General features: G+C 69.7%; 23 protein-coding genes and 1 pseudogene. 17 read left to right on the forward strand and 7 right to left on the reverse strand.

Features of this window, described 5'->3' with window-relative positions:
• Positions 1 to 801, forward strand: a complete 801-nt coding sequence (locus tag ACFQVD_RS04690; protein ID WP_343965390.1) for a polyphosphate kinase 2 family protein — start codon at positions 1 to 3, stop codon at positions 799 to 801.
• A gap of 146 nt (positions 802 to 947) precedes the next feature.
• A complete protein-coding gene (locus ACFQVD_RS04695; protein ID WP_364147733.1) occupies positions 948 to 2,399 on the forward strand; it encodes a bifunctional phosphatase PAP2/diacylglycerol kinase family protein in 1,452 nt (483 codons plus the stop codon).
• A 266-nt stretch (positions 2,400 to 2,665) separates the two neighbouring features.
• On the opposite strand, the gene ACFQVD_RS04700 is transcribed toward ACFQVD_RS04695, so the two are convergent.
• Positions 2,666 to 3,106 carry a hypothetical protein gene (locus ACFQVD_RS04700; RefSeq protein ID WP_386270517.1) on the reverse strand — a complete coding sequence of 147 codons (441 nt, stop codon included), beginning with the start codon at positions 3,104 to 3,106 and terminating at the stop codon, positions 2,666 to 2,668.
• Between the two features lie 631 nt (positions 3,107 to 3,737).
• Between ACFQVD_RS04700 and ACFQVD_RS04705 the strand changes: the two genes are divergently transcribed.
• The gene (locus ACFQVD_RS04705) at positions 3,738 to 4,715 is read left to right on the forward strand and encodes a hypothetical protein (RefSeq protein WP_343966688.1); all 978 of its coding nucleotides are present in this window, start codon (positions 3,738 to 3,740) and stop codon (positions 4,713 to 4,715) included.
• A gap of 80 nt (positions 4,716 to 4,795) precedes the next feature.
• Here ACFQVD_RS04705 and ACFQVD_RS04710 read toward each other — a convergent pair whose 3' ends face one another.
• Positions 4,796 to 5,089 (reverse strand): TFIIB-type zinc ribbon-containing protein, encoded by a 294-nt coding sequence (locus tag ACFQVD_RS04710; protein ID WP_343966686.1) that lies wholly within the window; start codon positions 5,087 to 5,089, stop codon positions 4,796 to 4,798.
• A 45-nt stretch (positions 5,090 to 5,134) separates the two neighbouring features.
• A complete protein-coding gene (locus ACFQVD_RS04715) occupies positions 5,135 to 6,028 on the reverse strand; it encodes a phosphotransferase family protein (RefSeq protein ID WP_343966684.1) in 894 nt (297 codons plus the stop codon).
• A 58-nt stretch (positions 6,029 to 6,086) separates the two neighbouring features.
• Between ACFQVD_RS04715 and ACFQVD_RS04720 the strand changes: the two genes are divergently transcribed.
• The 4 genes from ACFQVD_RS04720 (at position 6,087) to ACFQVD_RS04735 (ending at position 9,125) form a co-directional block, all read left to right on the forward strand.
• Positions 6,087 to 6,986: a TIGR03619 family F420-dependent LLM class oxidoreductase gene (locus ACFQVD_RS04720; RefSeq protein WP_343966682.1), complete on the forward strand. Its 900-nt coding sequence runs from the start codon at positions 6,087 to 6,089 to the stop codon at positions 6,984 to 6,986.
• Between the two features lie 24 nt (positions 6,987 to 7,010).
• Positions 7,011 to 7,442: a nuclear transport factor 2 family protein gene (locus ACFQVD_RS04725; protein WP_343966679.1), complete on the forward strand. Its 432-nt coding sequence runs from the start codon at positions 7,011 to 7,013 to the stop codon at positions 7,440 to 7,442.
• A gap of 188 nt (positions 7,443 to 7,630) precedes the next feature.
• Positions 7,631 to 8,413, forward strand: a complete 783-nt coding sequence (locus ACFQVD_RS04730) for an HAD-IIA family hydrolase (protein ID WP_343966677.1) — start codon at positions 7,631 to 7,633, stop codon at positions 8,411 to 8,413.
• Between the two features lie 79 nt (positions 8,414 to 8,492).
• Positions 8,493 to 9,125, forward strand: a complete 633-nt coding sequence (locus ACFQVD_RS04735; RefSeq protein WP_386270518.1) for a hypothetical protein — start codon at positions 8,493 to 8,495, stop codon at positions 9,123 to 9,125.
• A gap of 94 nt (positions 9,126 to 9,219) precedes the next feature.
• Here ACFQVD_RS04735 and ACFQVD_RS04740 read toward each other — a convergent pair whose 3' ends face one another.
• Positions 9,220 to 9,663, reverse strand: a complete 444-nt coding sequence (locus tag ACFQVD_RS04740) for an NUDIX hydrolase (RefSeq protein ID WP_343966673.1) — start codon at positions 9,661 to 9,663, stop codon at positions 9,220 to 9,222.
• 172 nt (positions 9,664 to 9,835) lie between these two features.
• Here ACFQVD_RS04740 and ACFQVD_RS04745 point away from each other — a divergent pair, with 172 nt between their 5' ends.
• Positions 9,836 to 10,330, forward strand: a complete 495-nt coding sequence (locus tag ACFQVD_RS04745; RefSeq protein ID WP_343966672.1) for an NUDIX hydrolase — start codon at positions 9,836 to 9,838, stop codon at positions 10,328 to 10,330.
• A gap of 89 nt (positions 10,331 to 10,419) precedes the next feature.
• On the opposite strand, the pseudogene arfB reads toward ACFQVD_RS04745, so the two are convergent.
• The 3 genes and pseudogenes from arfB to ACFQVD_RS04760 form a co-directional block, all read right to left on the reverse strand.
• Positions 10,420 to 10,761 (reverse strand): annotated as a pseudogene (gene arfB / locus ACFQVD_RS04750) (alternative ribosome rescue aminoacyl-tRNA hydrolase ArfB); the annotation flags it as partial.
• Between the two features lie 191 nt (positions 10,762 to 10,952).
• Complete coding sequence (locus ACFQVD_RS04755; RefSeq protein ID WP_343966700.1) at positions 10,953 to 11,345, reverse strand: ISAs1 family transposase; 393 nt, start codon at positions 11,343 to 11,345, stop codon at positions 10,953 to 10,955.
• A 213-nt stretch (positions 11,346 to 11,558) separates the two neighbouring features.
• Entirely contained in the window at positions 11,559 to 12,878 is a 1,320-nt protein-coding gene (locus ACFQVD_RS04760) for a hypothetical protein (RefSeq protein ID WP_343966671.1), read from the reverse strand.
• 337 nt (positions 12,879 to 13,215) lie between these two features.
• Between ACFQVD_RS04760 and ACFQVD_RS04765 the strand changes: the two genes are divergently transcribed.
• From ACFQVD_RS04765 to ACFQVD_RS04805, 9 genes are all read left to right on the forward strand, one after another.
• A complete protein-coding gene (locus ACFQVD_RS04765) occupies positions 13,216 to 13,518 on the forward strand; it encodes a hypothetical protein (protein WP_343966669.1) in 303 nt (100 codons plus the stop codon).
• Positions 13,427 to 13,780 (forward strand): hypothetical protein, encoded by a 354-nt coding sequence (locus tag ACFQVD_RS04770; RefSeq protein WP_343966667.1) that lies wholly within the window; start codon positions 13,427 to 13,429, stop codon positions 13,778 to 13,780. The genes ACFQVD_RS04765 and ACFQVD_RS04770 overlap by 92 nt, the downstream gene beginning before the upstream one ends.
• Positions 13,755 to 14,291, forward strand: coding sequence for a hypothetical protein (locus ACFQVD_RS04775; RefSeq protein ID WP_343966664.1), 537 nt, complete (start codon positions 13,755 to 13,757; stop codon positions 14,289 to 14,291). The genes ACFQVD_RS04770 and ACFQVD_RS04775 overlap by 26 nt, the downstream gene beginning before the upstream one ends.
• The gene (locus tag ACFQVD_RS04780; protein ID WP_343966662.1) at positions 14,288 to 15,157 is read left to right on the forward strand and encodes a hypothetical protein; all 870 of its coding nucleotides are present in this window, start codon (positions 14,288 to 14,290) and stop codon (positions 15,155 to 15,157) included. The genes ACFQVD_RS04775 and ACFQVD_RS04780 overlap by 4 nt, the downstream gene beginning before the upstream one ends.
• Entirely contained in the window at positions 15,154 to 15,873 is a 720-nt protein-coding gene (locus ACFQVD_RS04785; protein ID WP_343966660.1) for an HAD family hydrolase, read from the forward strand. Before ACFQVD_RS04780 ends, ACFQVD_RS04785 begins: the two co-directional genes overlap by 4 nt.
• A gap of 193 nt (positions 15,874 to 16,066) precedes the next feature.
• A complete protein-coding gene (locus ACFQVD_RS04790; RefSeq protein WP_343966658.1) occupies positions 16,067 to 16,774 on the forward strand; it encodes a hypothetical protein in 708 nt (235 codons plus the stop codon).
• Positions 16,771 to 17,568: a hypothetical protein gene (locus ACFQVD_RS04795; RefSeq protein ID WP_343966656.1), complete on the forward strand. Its 798-nt coding sequence runs from the start codon at positions 16,771 to 16,773 to the stop codon at positions 17,566 to 17,568. Before ACFQVD_RS04790 ends, ACFQVD_RS04795 begins: the two co-directional genes overlap by 4 nt.
• 23 nt (positions 17,569 to 17,591) lie before the next feature.
• The gene (locus ACFQVD_RS04800; RefSeq protein WP_343966653.1) at positions 17,592 to 18,767 is read left to right on the forward strand and encodes a glycosyltransferase; all 1,176 of its coding nucleotides are present in this window, start codon (positions 17,592 to 17,594) and stop codon (positions 18,765 to 18,767) included.
• On the forward strand, positions 18,752 to 19,813 hold the full coding sequence (locus ACFQVD_RS04805) for a phosphotransferase enzyme family protein (protein WP_343966651.1): 1,062 nt from the start codon (positions 18,752 to 18,754) through the stop codon (positions 19,811 to 19,813). The genes ACFQVD_RS04800 and ACFQVD_RS04805 overlap by 16 nt, the downstream gene beginning before the upstream one ends.
• Position 19,814 lies beyond the last annotated feature (1 nt).

Raw genomic sequence — 19,814 nt, forward strand, 5'->3', positions numbered from 1 at the left:
ATGAATCGCCTGGCTGAGGTTGACCTGTCACGGAAGCTCACCAAGAACGAGGCCTCCGGGCGTCTCGACGCCGCTCTCGAACGCCTGCTCCACCTGCGGCTCACGCTCGGAGGTCAGATCGGCGAGCAGCGCATCGGTCCGCCGCTGTGCGTGGTCTTCGAGGGGTGGGACGCCTCGGGCAAGGGAGGCGCCATCAAGCGGCTGGTGCGCCCGCTGGACCCGCGCCACGTTCGCGTCGCGCAGTTCGCCGCGCCGACCTACGACGAGAAACGCCACCACTTCCTGTGGCGGTTCTGGCCGGTCCTGCCCGGCTGGGGCGGGATGACCGTGCTGGACCGCTCCTGGTACGGCCGGGTGCTGGTGGAGCGGGTCGAGGGCTTCGCCACCGAGGAGCAGTGGGACCGCGCGTACGGGGAGATCGTGGAGTTCGAGCGGACCCTCACGGCCGAGGGCATGATCCTGGTCAAGTTCTGGATGCACGTCTCCGAGGACGAGCAGCTACGGCGCTTTCAGGACCGGGCCGGTGACCCGCTGCGGGCATGGAAGCTCACGGACGAGGACTGGCGCAACCGCGAGAAGCGTCCGCTGTACGAGGCCGCGGTGGAGGACATGCTCGCTCGTACCGACCACCCGAAGGCGCCGTGGCACGTGGTCCCCGGCGACGACAAACGCCTGGCCCGCGTCACGGTGGTGGAGACCGTCTGCGCCGCGATCGAGGCCGAACTCGCCGCCCGGGGCTACGAACCGGTGATCCCCGCAGTGCCCGAAGCCGTGCCCGTGCCCGGGGCGGCGGGCGAGTAGCGGGACCGTGTCGTTAAAACCGTTCTGGCGAGAAGTATGGAAGCGGTGGGTGCGTGCCGAGCACCGCCTGTCGGGGTAGGCGGCAGAATCGAATGACTGTCCGTTCGTCTGTCGTCGTTCTTCGTCGTCGCGGGAGGGTGTGACGCATGCGGTTGAGCTCGCGGCTGAGCAGGCTGGACCGGAGGGTGTTCGCCATGGTGGCGAGCGCGAGGTTGCCCGGTCTTGAACGTGTCGTACCCGCGCTGTCACGCGCGGCGGACAACTCCCTGCTGTGGGCCGGGGTGGCCGGAGCGTTCGCGGTCAGCGGGCGCCGGCCGTTGCGCCGCGCCGCGACCAGAGGGCTGCTCGCGGTCAGCCTGGCCAGCCCGCTGGTCAACCTGGTCGGCAAGCAGGCCTTCCGCCGGAGCCGGCCGTCGGCGGAAGGACTCCCGCTCGCCCGGCTGATCAAGATGCCCACCTCGGCGTCGTTCCCCTCGGGCCACTCCGCCTCGGCCGCCGCCTTCGCCGCGGCCGTGGCCATGGAGGCGCCTCGCGCGGTCGCGGTCCCCGTCGCGCTTCTCGCGGCCGCCGTCTGCTTCTCCCGCGTCTACACCGGCGTGCACTATCCGGGCGACGTGCTCGCGGGAGCCGGGATCGGCGTGGCGGCGGGACTGGTCACCCGCCGCATCTGGCCCGACGCCGCAGAGGCGGGGCACGCCCGCGCCGCCCTCACGGCGCCCTCCGCGCTGCTCGACCCGGCAGGCGAGGGGACGGTCGCCGTGGTCGACGGCGCGGCCGACGCCGTGGCGGGAACGGCGGAGACGCTACGCGCGGCCCTGCCCCGGGCCGAGGTCGTCGAGGTGGCGCCGGGTGCCGACCTCGGGGCCGCCGTGCGGGAGGCGGCTTCGCGGGCCAAGGTGCTCGCGGTGGCCGGCGGGGACGCCGTGGTCAACCTCGCGGCACAGGAGGCGGCGGGTGCGGCGACCCCGCTGCTGGTCGTCCCCACGGGCGTCCGCGGCCGATTCGCCCGCGCACTCGGAGTCGAGACCGCGCAGGAGGCGGCCGAGGCGTACCGCAACGGTGACCTCGTGGCCGTCGACGTCGGTGAGGTCGCGGGCCGGACGTTCGTCAACTCCGTCAGTGTGGGCCTCTATCAGGCACTGGCGGAGAGCAGGGAGCGACGGCAGAGCCGGATCGGTACGTGGCCCGCGTTGTTCTGGGCCCTGGCCGAGGTACTCGGCCCCGGGGGCGCGCGGCCGGTGGATCTCATCGTGGACGGTGTGCCCAGACGTGTCTGGACGGTGTTCGTGGGCAACTGCCGTTACGAGGCACGCGGTGGTGCCCCCGCCAGGCGGCAGCGTCTGGAGGACGGTCTGCTGGACATCCGCGTGCTCGCCGCCGCCGACCGGCTGCCCCGGGTACGGGTGTTCCTCAGCCTGCTGGCCGCAAGGGTGAAGCTCTCACGCCACTACCAGCAGTGGCAGGCCGACACGCTGTGCCTTTCCGCCCCCTCGGGCCGGCTGTCGCTGGCGCGTGACGGTGAGACGTTCACGGTCACGGGCGAGGCGGAGTTCACCAAGCGCCCGCGTTCGCTCCTCGTGGTCCGGCCGTCCGGCTGAGATCCGGGTGACGTCTCGACCGTGATCGGGATCCCCGCCGTCGGCGGCGGGCGTCGGCGCCCAGGGCGGCCGGCGCGGAAGCCTCCGATCCGCCGACGCCCCCGCGGCCGGAACCGGCCCGGTCGTGGGGGCCGGTGTTTCCGCCCTCCCCCGCGGCTTGATCCGACGCGATGGAGGACTCCCCGGCCTTCGGGCCGGGGAGGTTCTCAGTGATTCATCGCTTGGCACGTACGGTGCCGGGTGCCTTTGGCGATGCTCTCCGTGGATCAGCCGCCACCGCCGCCGCCTCCGCCTCCGCCGCCTCCGCCACCACCACCGCCGCCTCCGCCGGTGTTGCCGCCGCCTCCGCCGCCGCCTCCGCCGCCACGGGGGCCGCCGCCTCCGCCGCCGCCTCCGCCTCCGCCGCCGATGACGTTGGTGTTGGTGTTGACGTTGCTGACATTGGCGCCGCCGCCGCCGCCTCCGCCTCCGCCACCGCCTCCGCCACCGCCGCCACCGCCGCCACCTCCGCCGCCGCCGCCTCCACCACCGCCGCCGCGCCTGGCGAAGCATCTCGCGGGATTGTTATGGAACCTGCAGGGTTTCTCAGCGGAGACGAGGGTGGTCGTGACGGCCTTCTGGGCCACGGTGCCCGCGCTGGCGGGCTGGGCCGACAGCGCTACGGGGGCGGCGAGGGTTGAGACGACCATCGCGCCAGCTGCGAGCATGTTCCTAAGGATGATCATGAGAGATCACTCCCTGCCGAATCGGTGGAACCCTGGGAGATACCCGGGTTGGTGAGACGCCTGACCGGTATCTGGGACGACACCCGTACGGCGTCTGGATCTGACTCACGCTAGGTGCGAAGTGCGAGAACGGTCATCTCAGGGAGGCAAAGGTAGCGGTTCAGTCTGATTGCTCTAGGGTTCCTGACAAGAATTAATCAAAGGCGTTTAATCACTCTGAGCTACGCCTCCGGTGACGAGGGTAGTTGTTTCCAAAGGTCTCCTGATCCGGCGGCATGGTTTTCCGGGAACTCCTCACGGGGTGGGTGGCCTTCGGAGGTGAAAAACCTGGTTTAGGTAAGCACCCGGGCTTCCCGGAGTTTCTTCCGTGCATTCCGGCGGGAGCCGGGGCGAGGATGTTCACCCGTACTGGTCGGTATGAAGGGACATATCGACCTCCGGCTCTTCAGGTGGGGCGGGGGTAGATCATGTTGTCCCGTCCGTGGTGGCGGACATGACCTCGCGCCGCCATATCGGCCACCGCGAAGCACCCGAAACCGGTTCGGGATTCCATGACCTGCCGTTCCTTGGCGCGGTTTGACGGACAATGAGCGATACGGCAATAGTTTGGTGAGTGACTACCCCCCGTTTCCTCGCCTGTGCCGTGGCAACCCTGGTGGCCCTGACCGCCTGCACCGCCTCCTCGGATGAGAAGGTGTCCGGCCCGGCCACCGCGGGTGGTGTGGCAGGGGTGGGCCAGGGGGCCGGCGGCCAGGTCTCCGCGCCGCCCACCGGCTCACCCGCCCCCGTGACGCTGACGCCCGAGGAGTACCGGGCCGAGTTGGAGCAGGCGCGCGGCCCGGTGCGTGACGCGGTGAAGAAGCTGGCCGCGACCGGCGGGCTGAAGACCCTCGACAAGCGGCTGGAGCAGACCTCCGCCGCGGTGGACGGCGCGGTGACCCGACTGGCCGAGCTGGCCCCTCCTCCGGAGGTGAAGGTCCAGCACGACGACTACGTCGAGGCCCTGCGCACCCTGTCGACCGACTTCGGAGGCGCCCGCCAGGACGCCGAGGAACAGCGGTTCTGCACCGGACCCGCCGTGCTGACCGGCATGGACAGGGCGGGGAAGCTGTCCGACGTGGAGAAGGCGGCCGACGGGCTGAGCGGTTATCCGGCGAGCGTCATCTCGGTCAAGGCGCCCAAGCAGCGCACCCGCCGGCTGTCCAACGGCAGGTTCATCGCCTCCGAGGGCCGTCCGAGTCGCGCCTATCTCCAGCTGAGCAACGGCACCCGGCAGGACGCCGTCATCGTCCTGGTGCGCGGCAAGCGGAAGGCCGTCACCGTGTACGTCCGCAAGAAGTCGAATTTCAAGATCCAGGGGGTGCGGGACGGCAGCTACAAGGTCTACTACACCTTCGGCGAGGACTGGGACTCCAAGGCCCGTAGTTTCACCAGGTCGTGCCGGTTCGAGCAGTTCGGCAAGTCCGTACGGTTCCGCACCGTCTACACCGCGGCCCAGACCCGCTGGACCAACTGGAAGATCACCCTGCACTCCGTCACCGGAGGCAATGTGAAGCCGAAGCGGATCAAGCCGGGCGACTTCCCCAGCTGACACTCGCCCCGCCGGCCCCCACGGACGCGAAGACCGCGATCTCGTCGTGAGATCGCGGTCTCTGTGTTCCCCGGCTCAGATCAGGTCGAGAAGAGCATTCCCACCCAGCTGCGCTGGCGGTGGTGACCGTAGTGACCGTGGTGCGGTGCACCCCAGGCGGGAGCGCCGTAGCCGGGAGCGCCGTGCACGGGCGGCGGCGGCGGAGGAGGCGGCGGAGCAGCGTGGGACTGCTGTGACCACTGGCTCTCCATGCGGGTCAGCGTCTCGAGCTCGCCGTAGTCCAGGAAGATTCCGCGACAGCTCTCACACTGGTCGATGTGGACGCCGTTGCGCTCGTAGGTGCGCATGGCGCCCCGGCACTTGGGGCACTGCATCTGGCTGGTCTCCTTGTTCGGGCGTGATTACCGAGTAACCACAACCTACTGCGTGGGCACAGCATGGCAGGTGCTTCTGTGCCGGACAATTCTCAGGCACGCCTCGACGAGAATCTCCTCGACCTCGTCCAGCGGGCGCCCCGCCCGCCCGGCGGCGGACACCGCCGCCGCCGCGAGCTGTACGGTCATCGCCTGCGCCGGAATCTCCAGCCGCTCCCACGGGTCGCCGTCCGGCGGGACGGCGACCCCGCCCGCGGCGCGGTAGGCGTCCAGGAAACGGTGCCACACCTGCGGTTCCAGCAGCCCGGCCGCGAACCAGGCGGCGGGCCTGGACAGGTCCCACGCCTGGTCGCCGACGCCCAGGTCGTCGATGTCGATGAGGATCCACTCGTCCGGCGCGCGGACCATCTGGCCCATGTGCCAGTCGCCGTGGGTCAGGCCACCGGGGCCCGTGGAGGGGGAGGGCAGGCAGGTGAAGGCCCGGCGTACCGTCAGCTCGGCGGCGGAGCGGTCACCCAGGCGGGCGACGGTCGCGGCCACCCGGCCCGGCCCTCCCGCCTCCCTCAGCGGGGGCAGGGTCCGCGCGGGTACGGCGTGCAGCCGTGCCAGCAGCCGGGCGGCGGCCTCCCAGGGCGCCGCGTCCGGATCCTCGGGATCCACCGGAGTCCCGGCCGGCCAGACGGTGACCAGCCGATCCCCGGCGGTGATGACCTCCTCGGTCACCGGCTGGAGCATGATCTGGCGCAGCGCCGGGTGGGCGGCGGCCCGCATCCGCTCCACCAGCGGTTCCCGCTCCGCCCCCGGCGCGTGCGCCTTGACCACGACGGAGCCGGCCCGCATGATGATCACGTCTGGTCTGGTCGGCAGCACGGTGCCGGCCACACCGCCGTACTCGACGCCGATCCGGCGTAATGTGTCGATCAGGTCATCGCTGTCCACCGGGCAAGTGAACCACTCGATCCAGGATCTTGCCGGGCAGCCGCATAAAGTACGGGATATGAGGATCGGTTTTGCGGTGCCGGTGTCGGGATCATGGGCGACGCCGGGCAACATGACGCGGGTCGCCCGTAGGGCCGAGGAACTCGGTTACCACGAGGTGTGGACCTTTCAACGTCTGCTCTATCCGCAGGGCCACCAGATGGGCCCGATCTACCGCAGCGTGCACGACCCGGTGGTCACGCTCGCCTACCTGGCGGGGTTGACGAGCCGGATCAGGCTCGGGGTCGCGGTGCTCAACATCCCGTTCGCCTCGCCCGCGCTGCTGGCCAAGCAGCTGGCCAGCCTGCAGGCGGTCTCCGGCGGGCGGCTGGACGTGGGACTCGGGCTGGGCTGGCTGCCCGAGGAGTTCGCCGCCTCGGGGGCGTCGTTCGAGCGGCGCGGACGGCGCGGGGAGGAGTTCGTCCCGCTGCTGCGGCGCCTGTGGACCGAGGAGGTCGTGGAGCACAGCGGCGAGTTCTACCAGCTGCCGGCCGCGTACCAGGAGCCCAAGCCGCCCACCGTGCCGCCGATCCTGCTGGGCGGGTCGGCGGAGGTGGCGCTGAGGCGGGTCGGGCGGCTGGCGGACGGCTGGATCAGTTCGAGCCGCGAGGACCTCGACGAGATCGACAAGAAGATCTCCATCGTCAGGGAGGCGGCTCGTGACGCCGGGCGCGATCCGGAGGCGCTGCGCTTCGTCACCCGGGGCGTCACCCGCATCCGGCCCTCGGGGGCGGCCGGCCGAGAGCCGCTGACCGGCTCGTTCGAGGAGATCAGGCAGGACGTGGACAGGCTCGCGGCCAAGGGCGTCACCGACGTCTTCCACGACCTCAACTTCGATCCGGAGATCGGATCGCCCGACGCCGACCCCGAGGAGTCGATGCGCAGGGCGGAGTCGGCGCTGGAGGCACTCGCGCCCTGAGCAAGCGTTTGGTTCGATAGGGGCATGAGGGCACAGGAGATGGCGGACCGGCTGGAGATCGGCGAGTTGCTCGCCAGATACGCCTACGCGGTGGACACCGGGGACTGGGAACGGCTCGACCTGGTCTTCACCCCGGACGCGGTGATCGACTACACCTCGGCGGGCGGCATCAGGGGCAGCAGGGACGAGGCGCGGCGATGGCTCGCCGAGGTGCTGCCGACCTGGCCGGGACGCCAGCACCTGATCGGGGCGATGACCATCAGGTTCGACGGGGACGAGGCGGCGGTCACCGCCTCGTTCACCGACACGCTCGCGCCGTCCAGGGACATGATCGCCGCCGACGCCGCAGGGCTCGTCCGTGGCGGAGGCTGGTACCACCACCGCCTGGTCCGCACCATGTACGGCTGGCGGAGCAGAGAACTGATCGAGGAACAGACCTGGCGGACCGTGTGCTAGGCCACGGCCCCTGGGCCTTTCGCCCGCCGTTCCCCGCCACGGCAGACTCAGTGGACAGGGGCCGGAGCCGGAACGGGTAGGGGCCGTTCAACTGCGCGATGCTCCAATGTACGGGCCTGATGGCGCATTGTCGGCCTTGTCCTGCCATCCTGGTTCTCGTACATGTACGGCCGGAACAGGGGAGAACGGTGGACGAGCGCAAGCCGATCGAGTGCTGGCTGTCGGACATGGACGGGGTCCTCGTCCATGAAGGGCGTCCGGTCCCCGGTGCAGACGAGTTCATCCGCCGGCTGCGCGAGTCCGGCAAGCGGTTCCTGGTGTTGACCAACAACTCGATATACACCCCGCGCGATCTCGCCGTGCGGCTGCGCGCGGCCGGTCTGGAGGTCCCGCCGGAGTCGATCTGGACCTCCGCGCTGGCCACCGCCAGGTTCCTGGACGGCCAGCGTCCCGGGGGCTCGGCCTACGTGGTCGGGGAGGCGGGCCTGACCACGGCCCTGCACGAGATCGGCTACGTGCTGACCGACATCGCCCCCGACTACGTGGTCCTCGGCGAGACCCGCACCTACAGCTTCACCCAGATCACCCGGGCGATCCGGCTGATCGAGGGCGGCGCCCGGTTCATCGCCACCAACCCCGATCCGATCGGCCCGTCCAGCGAGGGATCGCTGCCCGCCTGCGGCGCGGTCGCCGCGATGATCACCAAGGCGACCGGGGTGGAGCCCTACTTCGTGGGCAAGCCCAACCCGATGATGATGCGCAGCGCGTTGCGGGCCATCGACGGCCACAGCGAGAGCACCGCCATGATCGGCGACCGGATGGACACCGACATCGTCTCCGGCATGGAGGCGGGGCTGCACACGATCCTGGTGCTCACCGGGGTCGTCAGCAGGAACCAGATCGACCGCTACCCGTTCCGCCCCTCCCGGGTGGTCGACTCGATCGCCGACCTGATCGAGCTGATCGACTAGAGCCTGTCCGCCGGGTGGGGCGTCCAGCGGCGCACATTCCTGCCGTGATCTGTCAGGTATGGATGCCATGCTGTCGCGCATGACACGTGTTTACCTGGAGATCGGCGCCAAGAAGGTCTTCGCCTGCTCGGCGGAGTGGCCGGGCTGGTGCCGGATCGGCAGATCCGAGGAGGAGGCGCTGGAGGCGCTGGTGACGTACGCGCCGCGCTACCGGGTCGTCGCGGAGCGGGCGGGGCTGCTCTTCGAACCGGCGGACCCGGTGGTGGTGGAGCGGGCCAGGGGCGGCACCACCACGGACTTCGGGGCCATCGAGGCGATCCCCTCGCTCGACGCCGAACCGGTCGGCGAGGCGGAGGCAGCCCGGGCCGTCGCGTTGGTCGAGGCGGCCTGGAAGCTCTTCGACGAGGCCGCCGCCGTCTCTCCGGAGGAGCTGCGCAAGGGGCCGCGCGGCGGTGGCAGGGACCGCGACAAGATGGTCTCCCACGTGGTCGAGGCCGAGCGCGCGTACGCCCGCAAGGTCGGCGTCCGCCACAAGCCACTGCGCGAGCCCGCGGACCTGGCGGCGATGCGCGCCGACCTCGCCGAGGTGCTGTCCCGGCCCTCCGACGGACGGCCACCGGCCCCCGGCGGCTGGCCGGTCCGCTACGCCGCCCGTCGCGTCGCCTGGCACGTCCTCGACCACCTGTGGGAGATGGAGGACCGCCGGCCCTGACCTTCGGCGGGCACCGTCACCCGTTCCGGATTCCCCCCGAACGTTCGTGAGAAGCCCTCCGCCACGGCCCGATCCGCTCCGAGGACGGGAAGGATCAGGCGATCAGGCCGGGCAGCAGGGTGACGGTGTCCGTGAGGTAGGTGCCGAGCTCCGGGGGGACGAGGTTGATGGCGGAGATCTCGGCCGGGTCGAGCGGGAGCCGCACCACCTCGTACCGGCCACGGGCGGGGTCCTCGAACTCCGGGCCGCAGCGCAGCGCGAGATCCATCGAGACCAGGCGGCAGCCGTAGACGTGCTGGGTCTTGATCCCCTCGTCGCGCACGCATTCCAGGGTGGTCAGCGGGGTGACGCCGGAGACCACGGCGCCCAGCTCCTCCATGACCTCGCGGTGCAGGGTGTGCTCCAGCGAGGCGTCCTCGGGCTCGACATGGCCGCCGGGGACGGACCAGTAGAGCTCCTTACCGGGGACCGTACGCCGGAAGACCACCAGCCGGTCGTCGTCGAGGAGGACGGCGCGAACACTCGGCACCTCAGGCATGGGGTCCATTGTGTCACCGACCCGGCGACGCGATCCGCATCCGGGGTCCGGAACGGATGACCTCGCGAGCGTAGTCCCGCCGACTTCGAAGCCGCAGCAGCCTGAACAGCACACCACCATGATCGATTCCAAGGGATCGTGCGGTTCACTGGCCGATGGATAGCCTGCCCGGATGTCTTCGTTGAACCTGCGTCACTCAGTCAGGGCGGTCGTTCTCGACAGGGACGACCGCATCCTGCTGTGTCGCCTGACCATTCCCGAGCCGGCCGGAACGGTCGTTTGGGCCGCTCCCGGCGGAGGCGTCGAGCGCGACGAGACCCCGCTTGCCGCACTGCGCCGCGAGCTGCGTGAAGAGATAGGGCTGGCGGTCGACTCCGACCCGCCGCATGTATGGCACCAGCGGGTCGTCGCACCCGGACATGCGGCAGGCTACGACGGCGTGGTCAACGACTACTTCCTGGTCCGCACCGCGTCGTTCCAGCCCCGAGGCGCGATGTCCGACGACGAACTCGCCACCGAGAACATCGACGGCTTCCGCTGGTGGCGGCTGCGAGACATCGCCGACTACCGAGGTACCGAGCTGTTCTCGCCCCGCGACCTCGCCTCACCGTTGGCCGCGCTGATCGCCGGTGGGGTTCCGGGCAGGCCGGTGTCGCTCGGCCTGTGAACCTCACACTCCGGCCGCCGATGGCGAGAAAAGCGATGCGAACCTGCAGATTACCCGCGCGCGTGGGAGAAGGGAGTCCAGGACAGCCCCTAATGGTGGTCCCTGCGCAGGCGTTTGAGGTCGGAGCGTTGTTTCTTGGCGGTGATCCGCCGTTCGATCGCGCCCCTGCTCGGTTTGGTCGGGCGGCGCTTCTTGGGGGGCGGGGCGATCGCCTCGCGGAGCAGCTGGGCCAGGCGCATCTGGGCGGCCTCGCGGTTGCGCAGCTGGGAGCGGAACTCCGAGGCGGCGATAGTGATCACGCCGTTCACCAGGCGGGGGGCGAGGCGTTCGAGGGCCCGGGTCCTGAGGGCCTCTCCGAGCGCCTCGGTGGCGGCCAGGTCGAAGCTGAGCTCGACCCGGCTGTCGGTGGTGTTGACCCCCTGACCGCCGGGGCCTCTCGAGTGGCCCTGGCCTCAGCTGTCATTCTCGGGAGCATGTCTTTAGCGGCGGGGGCTCGAAGTGACCCGATCGGCGCTAGCCATGCGGAGGCAGGGCCGAAGCGTTCTCATGTTGTGAGACCGAGTAGCTGAAGACCGTCGGCAGGGTGGCTGCGGTAGTGGTCGGTCGCAGCGGCGATGTTGGTTCAGCCGATCAGGCGGGCCAGGCCGACGGCCAGGTTGCGCAGGCTCGCCATGATCCGGGGCGCGGCGCCGGTCCGGACACGGGAGGCGTCTTCGCGGTAGGTGACGTCGCGGATGTGGTGCAGGGCCTCGATGCTCCAGTGGCCGCGGATCAGTGCGGCGAGGTGGGTGTGGGTGATCCGGTCGGGCCGCAGGCTGGTGATCGCGTAGATCGTGACGATGGTGGTCTTGCCGGTCGTGCGGTCGGTGCGGCGGTGTTTGATCTGGATGGCCTGGGCGGCGTGGGGGAAGGGCAGATCGGGCCGGGCGGTGCAGATCTTCATGCGGCGGATCTCGCGGCGGCCGTGGGCCTGTTCGTCGGTGCGGTCGTTGAGGAAGGCCTGGCGCCAGGGCAGGGACTTGAGCCGGCCGCTGCGCCGGACAACATCGTGCCGTCATGAAGAGCGCATGCTGAATGAACACGGGTCCATGACACACAGGATGACCAGGGGCTGCGGCTGCTGCTGATCATCTGCCGAGGTATCGGGGCGGTGGTGATCCGGTGGCGGACGCAGATGGTGGTGTTGTCCTGGCGAAGATGTAGATCAGCCCGGCACGCCGTGGCGAGATCAGCGATTGGCCAGGGAGGAGATGAGCCGGTCGGCTCTGCCGACGGCGGGGTTGGTTCTGGCGGGAACCCAGGCAGACCGCAGCCGGGTGAGTTCGTTCTTGACTCTTCCAGATGTGAGCAGCGGAAGATCTTCCCGCAGTTCCAAAATGGTGGCGGCGGCTGTGTCGGGGCAGCGGCGTCGGACCTGCAGGCCGGCGAGCCGGGAGGCGATGAGCACACGGGAGCGGCGTTCTCCACCGTGGCGGGCACGAACGGAGTTGCTGAGGTGTCGTTCGGCAGCGGGGAGATCCGCGAGCTGGGCGAGGGCAGTCCCGGTCTGGTGCTCCAGGGAGGCGCGACGGTAGGCGCCTGTCCATTGGGCTTCGGGAACGGAGTCGGCGCGATCCAGATTCACTTCGGCCTGGCGTAACGCGTTGAGCGCGGCTCTGGTGTTGCCGTTGGCGGCATGTGCGTCGGCGCACATACCCGCCATCCACGCACGGGCACGGGCCGGGCATCCGCCGCTTAATGTTGAGGCTGCGGCCTCGGCGAGGTCGACGGCCCGGGTGGGGTGACCGAGTTCGACGGCTTGGGTTGCGAGTCCTCGCAGGGCGGTCGCCTTCGCGGTCGGATCGCCGGCTTCCTCGGCGAGTCGTATGGCCTGAATGTAGTAACGCTGGGCCAGCCCGGCGGCGTCTCCGGCATCGGAGGCCATGAAAGCGGCCAGATAAGTCATTTGGGATGCGGCCGTGAACAGTTCGGGGCGTGCTCGGCCGGTGGTGCCGTGCAACAGCGGTGCGACCTCGTGGATGAGGTAGGCCAGCACTGCGGCACGCGCGTGCCCGCCGCCGAACAGGTCGTCGGCGGTGGAGAACTGGCCGCACATCGTGCGGATCCGCTCCACGTCGGAGGCGCCTGCTCGGCGTGGTTCGCCGGAGCGGGCGGTGATGATGTGCGGTTCGGTCGGCAAGTTCAGCGCAGCGAGCGAATAAAGGCCGGTGGTGAGCAATGATCGCCGGTTGAGCATGTCGTCCTTCCCTAGACGAGCCACCCAGGTCACAGGGTCGCCGCCCCAAGGTTCTTCGGATACCGCTTCGATGTGCGGCCATCCGAGGTCAGGCGCGGTGAGGTCGTGGCCGAGCAGCCGCGTGAATGTCTCGACGATGATGGGAATCGTCCCCGCCATCGGGACTGTCCCCGAAAGCCAGTGTGCGATCGCGGCCGCGTCGTAGTACATAGCCCGGCCGTTTTCCGCCCCGACGGCATTGATTGTTTCAGCGACCTTCGCGTATGGCTTTCCGGCGGCCGCAATTGCCTCCTGCAGTGCGATGTTGCTCACCGGATGACGGCGTTGTCTCGGCATGTCCATCCCCTCGCGCTACTTCTCAACACGCATCGAGGTTCCAAAACCATCCAATATCCAAAGCCCTACCCGGGCGAACGGTTACGCCCTTCACTGGGATCGGAACGTAATCGACTGAGCGCGAAGTGTAACGCGAGGTGGCGGGTGGTGGCCATCCTTCGTCGCTTCGCGCCCGCCAGGGAAGGAGTTTTCCGTGGTAGACCCCCAGGTCAGTGCAGTTGCCTTCACGCCCGAGACCGGTAAGCATCCCACTGGAGGTTTCCCGGGGGCGCCCTGGCTGCCAGGAGCCGTGGCCGCAGCCCCAGAGCGGGCGGTGGATCTGCTGTTGGCCCCGTGGCGGCTGCGTGTTGTCGGCGACCCCAACCTGGTGGCGGGCGTGACCACGGTTATGGTGCCGCCGTGCGCGGTGGATGTTGCCAGCCCAGGGGTGGACTGGACGATCCTTGTCGAACGCGATGAGCACGACCAACTGCAGGGCGACGTCGACGCGCTGTTCGCCGATCGGCCCGTGCTGGCCTCCCCGCATGGCGGCCCCCGCCTGGCTGTGGTCGGCACGGGGGACGGTCTGCTGCGCCTGCTGGGCCGTTACCGGCCCGGTACGTTACCGGCCCGGTAGCGCCGCGGCACTGCTGGAGGTCGACCGGGCCCGGCGTACCACCCGCGTCGTCGTCCCTGACGAGGGTACGGCCCGGCGCTGGCCCGACTGGCTGGCCCGGCTGTTCTTCTCCTCGCGGATGCTCGATGGCGGATGGCGGATGCTGCATGCCTCCGCGGTGACCCTGAACGGGGTGGTGGTGCTGTTCGTGGCGGGTAGCCGTGGCGGCAAGTCCACGCTGGCATACCGCGCCTGCGATGAGCTGGGCGCAGTTCATGGCTGACGACCTGGTGATGGTCGGGCCGGATGGGATCGTCGCCGGATGGCCGACCCAGGTCGGCATCCCCACGGAGCTGGCCGCACCCGCCGGTGGGGTGGAGCAGCGGCGGATGGTGGCCGGGACGTGGCGACGGCGAGTGCTGTTCACTCCCGGCGAGCACCGGGCTGTCGTTGACTGGGCGCCACCGGCCCGGCTGGGCGCGGTGGTGCACGTGGTTCCCGAGCCCGTCGAGGGAAAGGGCCGGCCAATGCGCGCCATCCGGCTGGAGCAGGCCGAGGCGGAGGCGGTGCTGGCGTGGGCGGCAGATGTTCCAGGGCAACGGCTGTACTCCAGCGACCTGTTCGGGCTGACCGACGGTCCGACCCCGGGCAGGGCCGGCGGACCTGCGCAGGAATGGAGGGCAGTGCCGACCGAGGCATCCGTCGTTCGGCTGATGGTTCCTCACCTGCGGGATCTGCCGCATGCCCCGGTGTGGGAGTCGCTGGCCACGCTGCTGGAGGTGACGGTCCAGTGAGGACGGAAACCACCGCTCGCCGTGTGGTGATCGTGTCCAGTGCCGGTCGCTCTCTGGCCGTTGCCGCCAGTGACAACGTCATCGCGGCGTGGCCGCATATCGCGCCACACGTACCCGGTGCCTCCATCGAGCTGCTGCACCCCGGCGATCGCCCAGTGGTCCAGGGGGTGGCGGTCCCGGACACCCCGCCAGACGCCCGCCGGGTGATCAACGCACACCTGCATGTGGTCCACTTGGCCGCCGCAACCGTGTGCGTGCATGCGGTTGCGGCGGCCAGGTCCGGTCAGGGGGCGGTGCTGTTGCTCGGCGGCCACGGCGCGGGCAAGACCTTGGCAGGACTGGCGCTCGCGGCTCGCGGCTGGCGGTGGCTGGCTGGTGACGTGACCCTGGTCGACGTCACCGCCGACAGCGGGCCCGCCGTGCGAGGCGGCACCAGCGCCATCCTCGGACGACGAGGCGCGGTGCGTCGCTGGTTTCCTGATCTGGACCTGCCCGAGATTGGTCCAGACATCGTCGACCTGCGTCGAAGCGACACGGTGACCGCTGGACCGGGGCGAGTACCGGTCAGGGCTGCGGTGCTCGTATCCATGAACGCAGACCCTTTCGCGGTAGGTGGCGTGCTGGAAAGAGTGGACCGGCATACGGCGGCCACGGCGTGGCTGCGTACCAGCGGGCACCTGCTCGACCGGCTCCTCGACGCTGGAGAGGAGCCGCTGCGGATGCTGGAGGACGAGCACGCCCAGCGGCAGCGGATCGGGTACGCGCACGCCTTGACCAGCTCGGTCGGCTTCTACGCCGTGCGCGGTACCCCGCACGACATCGCCTCTCGCATCGAGCAGCTGTTCGAGGATCGGTGGTCAGCATGAGGAAGACGAAGCCGGTGAAAGTGACCGCGCTGGCAGTGGACTTCGGCGGTACCGTCGCCTGTCCAGGACCCAGCCCGGACGCCGCGACCGTGGCCTGGATCCTGCGCGAGCTGAGCGGTCCAGTGATCCCCGACGGGTTCGCCACTGCCTTTGAGGAAGTGGTACGCCGGGCGCGCATCGCTGACCAGCCGCGCCACGAGCAGACGTCGTTCGCCGAGCTGCTGCGTCTGGCCGCCTTGGAGAGCGGGGTACGGCTGGACGACCCGGTGGCTCTCGCGCAGTCGGTGTTTACCACCCTCCCGGACGCCGACATCGATCCGATGGCTGCTCACACGCTGCGAAACCTGTACGAGGCGGGCCTGGTGTGCTTGCTGGCCTGCGACACCCAGCGTCCTGAGAGCGTGCGCCGCGCCACTCTGCGACGAGCCCGCATCGAAGACTGCTTCGAGGTGCTGGTGCTGTCGAGCACACTCGGTGTCCGCAAGCCGCACCCGTGGTTCTACGCCGCCGTGATTGAGGCTGCCGGTTGCCCGCCGCAGGAGATTCTGTTCGTCGGCGACACCCAGGCCAAGGATGCCGTCGGCCCGCTCGCCCATGGGATGCGCGCGGTCCTGATCAGCCCGGATGGGCGCCCATCCGGGCTGGACCCACGCATTGGTGTGATCGCTCACCTGAGCGAGTTGCCCGCTTACCTGGAGAGTCTCCATGCCCACTGATCTCACCCACCCCGCACGGTGCCGGTGCGCGAGTCCTCGGATCCGTCTCACCGACGGTCGAGCTCATCTGCTGCCTGCCACCGCTGTTCCGGATGGGATGATCCCGGCTCGGTTCAGCGTGCTCAGTCCAGGCACCGAACGCCGTCACCTCCGTGCCACCTGCGGGTCCGTCGGCTCCCGCGACGCTGGATACATGACGTTCGGCGGTGACCTGTCGAGCGGGTGGGTGCTGGCGGCCGTGCCGCATGGTGCCGCGTTCGACACCTCCGCCGACGGTGTGCTCACGACGCCGCCCGGCACTCGCCCACAGGCTGCCGCGCTGGCGAGGTTCCAGCAACTGGCGGTGCTCGGTCTGGACCGGCTACCCGACCGGACCGACCTGGACGACGTCGTGCTGGTCGGCTCCGGGCCGGTCGCGCTCGGCTGCGCCCTGGAGTTGTGTCGTCGGGGTGCCACTCGGATTCGGGTGCTGACCTCCCGGCCAGACGCCCCGATCGGCCGCGTGCCCAGGGTGGAGTGCGTCGCCGCCGTCGAGCAGCACAGCGCAGGCATGGTCGTGGATGCTGCCGGGATACCGCACCGCGCTGCGGGCCTGCTTGCGAAGGGCGGCATCCTGGGCCTGCTCGGCGCCCCTGACCCGATGTCGCAGTTGTCGACGCTCGGCCTGCACCGAGCCGGGTGGACGGTCGTCGGCATGCACGAGCTCACCGGGGGCCTTGCCTGTTACCGGGACGCGTACACCACGGCGGTGGCCTGGCTGATGTGGCATCTGGACCCGCACCTGGTCGACGGCTGGTGCCGGATCGTGCCCGGCGAGGCCGCACCCGCCGTGTACGCCACTCTCGACGGCACCGGGCGCCCCGCCGAACCCGTTGTGATCTTCTCGTGGGAGCAATCATGAACGCCACGCCGATCGGGCTGTATAGCATCTCGGTTCGCGGCCTGAACGTCCCCAATCTGCTGACCTGGGCCGTCCGCACCAAGATCCCGTTCCTGCACCTGCGCGGCGGCACCCGCGGCATTGACCTGGCCGCCCAGCCGACGGCGATGATACGGCGGTGGCGGAAGGCCGCCGAGGCAACGGTGCCGATCACCGGGGTCACCGCCGATGTCGACCTGGCTGATCTGCTCACCGGTGACGTTTCCGCCCGCACCCGGGCAGCTCGCGACCTGGTCGAGCTCGCCGAATCAGCGGTCATGCTCGGTGCGGGCTGGGTGCGGCTACCGGCCCGCACCCCACTGACCGCACCCGTACTGGCAGGAGGAGCGGACCTGTCAGTCCTGGCCTACAGCCCGATACGGCTGCTGGTGGAGCCGCACCATCCCGGATGGTTGGCCCCGGACGCGTTCCGGCCACTGATCGACCTGGTGGAATCCTGCCCTTCGGTGAGGCTGCTGGCCGACACCGCGCAGCTCGCCGCCGCGCTCCCCGCTGACACCCGGTTCCCCGCATGGCTGGGGCCGGTCCTCGATCACGCAGAGGTACTACATCTGTCCGATCCGGGAACCGGACTGGACGCGCCAGGGCACGCCGTTATCGCGGCCATGGCCGCCGACCGCATCCGGTCCGGGCAGTGTTTGGAGGTCGCCGTGGAGTGGACCGGCCCAGACCGGAGTCCAGCCGAATGCCTGATCCGCTACCGGGCTGCCATCGCCTGGTGGGCGCGGCTGACCGCAGCCCTGGAGCCACAGTGAGCAGCTCACCGATTGGAGGGTGGGTGGCAGTCACCGACTATCCGGCCTGGCCGAGCCCGTACTTCGCCGAGTTACACCGGAACGCCCCGCCTGGCCTCCCACTCGGGTTCGTCTCCACCCTCGACGCCCTGCCCGAACACCCTGCTCAGCCCGGAGTGATCAACCTGCACCGGCTCAAGCGCCTGTGCCGGGATCCAGACGGGCAGCGGACCCTCACTGCGGCCAAGGCTCTGCTTGAGCAATTGCAGGCACTGCGTGACGGCGGGTGGCGCATCGCGTGGACGGTCCACAACCTGCTGCCCATCGACGGTGGGGCGCCACGGGAGGCCGACTGGTGCGCCGCGCTCGGTGTCCTTGGCATCGCGGACGCGGTGCTCACCCACACCCGCTCTGACGCGCTGCACCTGGCCCGGCTCACCAAGGCGCCGATCGTCGTGGCCGGGTGGGCAGGGCTGAGCGTCCCTAAGAGCGTCCCCCCGGCATCGGAGCCGGTACGTGCCCTGGTCCGCCGGCTACGCGACGCCCCATTCTCGGTGCTGGTCGTGGGAAACCTGGTCCCCTATAAGGGGCTGCCCGCTGTCGTGAAGGCGTTCACCGCGCATACTCGGAGGGCGCACCTGCTCATCACCGGGCCGTGTCGCGACGACGCCTTGGCCGCTGACCTCGCAGCCGTAGTGGTCACGAGCGGAGGCCGCGTCCACGTTCATCCGGAGCGGATACCGCCTGAACATGTGCATCGCCTGTATCAAGCTGCCGATGCCGCGCTGTGCCCCTACCGGGTCGATGGATCGTGGGAGGTCTTCACCCGCGTCCTGTACCCCGGCTCGGTGAGCACCGCACTGGCGTTCTGCACCCCTGTCGTCGCCCCGGACCTGCCCGCCATCGCCGAGATGACGGCGAACTCCCCAGCGTGGCTCTACCCACCGGGTGAAGGTCCTGGCCGAGTCCTGGCCGCCGCCGAGAACGCAAGTCGCCAAGCCGGGCCCCGTGCTCGGCGGTCACCAGGTGATGGCACCGCCGGGTGGCGGCTCGTTACCGCGACCTATCAGCGGATTTTCGAGCAACTCATCGGCCCGAACGACCCCTTCAGCGGGCCGGACTCGGACACCGTGACTAATCTCCCCGATCCGCGTCACCGTATTTCGCGGCCGCTTGTCCCGCCACCCCATAAGGAGACCTCATCGTGCTCAATTCCATGAACGGTAACCCGGAGTCCGAGCGGGGCGACCACGTCGCCGCCGCCCTAGCCGGTGCCTACGGGCTGGCAGCGCGCACCATCACGCAGCTGCCCATCGGACAGGGCACCATCAATTTTCGTGTCGTGTGCGACGACGACCAAGAGGTGTTCGTTAAGAACTACCCCGGCGGCACCGATCTGTTCGCCGAGCGAGAAGCCATCGCGCTGTCGGCCCGGGCGTTGGAAGCGGGTATCCCCGGCGCGCAGGTGTTGCTCAACCAGGCAGGCGACGTCATCGACAGCAGCAGGCCGCTGTCGGTGTCGGTGTGGGAATGGGCATCTGGCCAGGTCGTCACGCGCCTGTCGTCCGCCCAGCTCGCCGCCGCCGGCACCGCCCTGGGCCGTATCCATACCCTGTTCGCCGACTATCCCGTCCCGGCCGCGCCCGCCGTGGAACATTGGCGCGGCATGGATATCGACGACCTCGCGGCGACAATCGACCAGCTTCTCGACATCATCGCCGACCGTGTCCGTGCCGGGATCGGGGACAGGTTCGATGCCGAGGCACAACGCACCCTTCTGGAACGCCGCGACATGCTCGCTCGCATTCCGGAACTCTTCGCCGACCTTCCCGGGGAGCTGACCATGCAGGTCCTGCACGGTGACTACTCCCCGGTAAACCTCCTGTTCACCGGGGAGACGCTGTCGGCGGTGCTGGACTTCCGGCCGCCCGACCCGTTCCTACTCGCCTACGACCTGGGCCGCATGGCCTTCTATCCCAACATCGTCACTGGGGAAGACAACTGGCTGGACGCCGCCGCGACCTTCGTAAGTGCCTACCGACAGGCACACCTGGGCGTGCCGGGCGTGGACGTGCGCGCCTGCGGCCGGGTCGCACTGCTGCAGTTGCTGAAAAGCCTGTACGGGGTCAAACAGCACTACCTCAAGCCCGGCCTGTTCCAGGACGATCTGGATGACTTCTGGTTACTGCGCCACCAGGCGGCGAACACTCTGCTGTCCGAGCTAGCCGCGATAGACGCGCTCCTGGCCGAACTGGTCGGCACCTGAT

It is taken from the genome of Streptosporangium amethystogenes subsp. fukuiense, assembly GCF_042665875.1.
GTDB classification, from domain to species: Bacteria; Actinomycetota; Actinomycetes; order Streptosporangiales; family Streptosporangiaceae; genus Streptosporangium; species Streptosporangium fukuiense.

Coding starts and splice junctions, on each gene's coding strand:
- ACFQVD_RS04795 (WP_343966656.1), top strand. CDS start 16,771: ATGAACGCCACGCCGATCGGGCTGTATAGCATCTCGGTTCGCGGCCTG.
- ACFQVD_RS04720 (WP_343966682.1), top strand. CDS start 6,087: ATGAGGATCGGTTTTGCGGTGCCGGTGTCGGGATCATGGGCGACGCCG.
- ACFQVD_RS04710 (WP_343966686.1), bottom strand. CDS start 5,089: ATGCAGTGCCCCAAGTGCCGGGGCGCCATGCGCACCTACGAGCGCAAC.
- ACFQVD_RS04745 (WP_343966672.1), top strand. CDS start 9,836: ATGTCTTCGTTGAACCTGCGTCACTCAGTCAGGGCGGTCGTTCTCGAC.
- ACFQVD_RS04790 (WP_343966658.1), top strand. CDS start 16,067: ATGACGTTCGGCGGTGACCTGTCGAGCGGGTGGGTGCTGGCGGCCGTG.
- ACFQVD_RS04725 (WP_343966679.1), top strand. CDS start 7,011: ATGAGGGCACAGGAGATGGCGGACCGGCTGGAGATCGGCGAGTTGCTC.
- ACFQVD_RS04785 (WP_343966660.1), top strand. CDS start 15,154: ATGAGGAAGACGAAGCCGGTGAAAGTGACCGCGCTGGCAGTGGACTTC.
- ACFQVD_RS04775 (WP_343966664.1), top strand. CDS start 13,755: ATGAGCTGGGCGCAGTTCATGGCTGACGACCTGGTGATGGTCGGGCCG.
- ACFQVD_RS04690 (WP_343965390.1), top strand. CDS start 1: ATGAATCGCCTGGCTGAGGTTGACCTGTCACGGAAGCTCACCAAGAAC.
- ACFQVD_RS04700 (WP_386270517.1), bottom strand. CDS start 3,106: ATGCTCGCAGCTGGCGCGATGGTCGTCTCAACCCTCGCCGCCCCCGTA.
- ACFQVD_RS04735 (WP_386270518.1), top strand. CDS start 8,493: ATGACACGTGTTTACCTGGAGATCGGCGCCAAGAAGGTCTTCGCCTGC.
- ACFQVD_RS04695 (WP_364147733.1), top strand. CDS start 948: ATGCGGTTGAGCTCGCGGCTGAGCAGGCTGGACCGGAGGGTGTTCGCC.
- ACFQVD_RS04770 (WP_343966667.1), top strand. CDS start 13,427: ATGGCGGCCCCCGCCTGGCTGTGGTCGGCACGGGGGACGGTCTGCTGC.
- ACFQVD_RS04740 (WP_343966673.1), bottom strand. CDS start 9,663: ATGCCTGAGGTGCCGAGTGTTCGCGCCGTCCTCCTCGACGACGACCGG.